The 1,501-nt window shown below is 37.0% G+C and carries 3 protein-coding genes; all 3 read right to left on the reverse strand.

The features are described from left to right. A partial coding sequence (locus tag HMPREF2852_RS02855) for an SHOCT domain-containing protein (protein WP_070605861.1) occupies positions 1 to 188 on the reverse strand: 188 nt, incomplete at its 3' end. Further along, complete coding sequence (locus HMPREF2852_RS02860) at positions 175 to 585, reverse strand: helix-turn-helix domain-containing protein (protein ID WP_070605862.1); 411 nt, start codon at positions 583 to 585, stop codon at positions 175 to 177. The genes HMPREF2852_RS02855 and HMPREF2852_RS02860, both read right to left, overlap by 14 nt. Positions 586 to 639: 54 nt before the next feature. Next, positions 640 to 1,501: DNA polymerase (locus HMPREF2852_RS02865; protein ID WP_261667946.1), on the reverse strand; the 862-nt coding region annotated here is incomplete at its 5' end.

Below are 1,501 nucleotides of genomic sequence, written 5' to 3' on the forward strand. Positions count from 1 at the left end.
GGCTCAAAATGGAGCTTATTAAGCTCACTAATCTGCACCGCTTCATCTTCTGAAATTAATCCATTATCTACTAGTCTCTTTGTCAGCATTTGTGCCACTTCATATTCAAAGTCTTTTTGCATACTTTCTTCTGTGAAAGATCTAGCCTCTGTTTCTCTGGAGATTTGAGCACCTTTACTTATCTGCATTTTGCTCACCTCCAAACCTGTCATAGATATAGCAGCTATGGCTACAATACTTACGATTCTTATTTCCATAAGAGATAAAAATCTTACCGCAGCTAACACAGGTACATTCGTAGTTAGCTTTCTTTTTTATCAAATTGCTATGGGTTTTCCACCAAATATTTCTACATTTATCAGAACAAAATCTTTTCTTTTTTCTCCCTACTATCTGTTTTATAGGCTTACCACAATACCCACAGACAGAAATATTTTCATCTTTACTTTTCATACCACCTAGCCCATTACGCCTACAGAAACTCTTAATAGTGTTGACGGAAATGTTCATATGCTTAGCTATTTCTGTATATCCAGATCCCTTTTCTCTTGATATCTTTATCTTTTCTTTTTCTTCTAAATTCATAAAGGCTACCTCCTATTAGGTAGCCTTGGGAAAGGTCAAAATCTGACGTTTCTATTAATCTTTTTTATAAAATTCGCATTCATAACCATCGGCACGAAGAAGTAAGCCCTTCGCCCAAGGTGGTGTTCTTCCCATTTGCTCACATACTGCAGTAAGACTCATTCTTTTATCAGCCTCTATTATTATTTCATCATGAACATGAGCTACTATCTGGCAGTTTCTTAATGTTTTCATAGCAAAGAGCAAAATATCTCTTGCAGTTCCCTGAATAATGTTTTCTACAAATTTAGGGCCATAGCTTTCCAGTCTTTCCCACTTTTTAGCATTACCGACACCTTCATAAGTAACTGACTCACCACCGAACTTATTCTCGCCAATTCTAGGTTTTACATAGGAAAGTTTTCTTCCTGAAGGAAGTTCAATAAATAAAAATCCACTTTTCCATGAGAATTTTATGCCATGAGTTTTAGTATCTATTCTTTGCTTTATACAGGTTTTGACCGCTCTATCTACATCCCACCAAAGACTAGTAATCATAGGATTTGAGTTTCTCCAAGCATCCACAAGTGGCTGAAGTTCTTCTTCAGTAAGCCCCATTTCAAGTGCTCCCATAGCTTTTAAGGCACCTACCGAACCACCATAGCCAAGTGCCAGTTCTGCGATTTTACCCTTTTGGCGAAGTTCACTATTTATACCATGCTTTTCAACAGGAACTCCAAACATCTGACTTGCTGATGAACAATAGATATCTTTACCTTCTTCAAAGACCTTCATTCTCCATTTTTCTCCTGCAAGCCATGCAAGGACTCTCGCTTCAATGGCAGAAAAGTCAGCTACAATGAATTTGTTATTGTTCTTTGGTACAAAGGCTGTTCTAATAAGCTGTGATAAGGTATCTGGGATATCTTCATATAAA

The sequence above is a fragment of the Anaerococcus sp. HMSC065G05 genome (assembly GCF_001812365.1).
In the GTDB taxonomy this organism is placed as follows: Bacteria; Bacillota; Clostridia; order Tissierellales; family Peptoniphilaceae; genus Anaerococcus; species Anaerococcus vaginalis.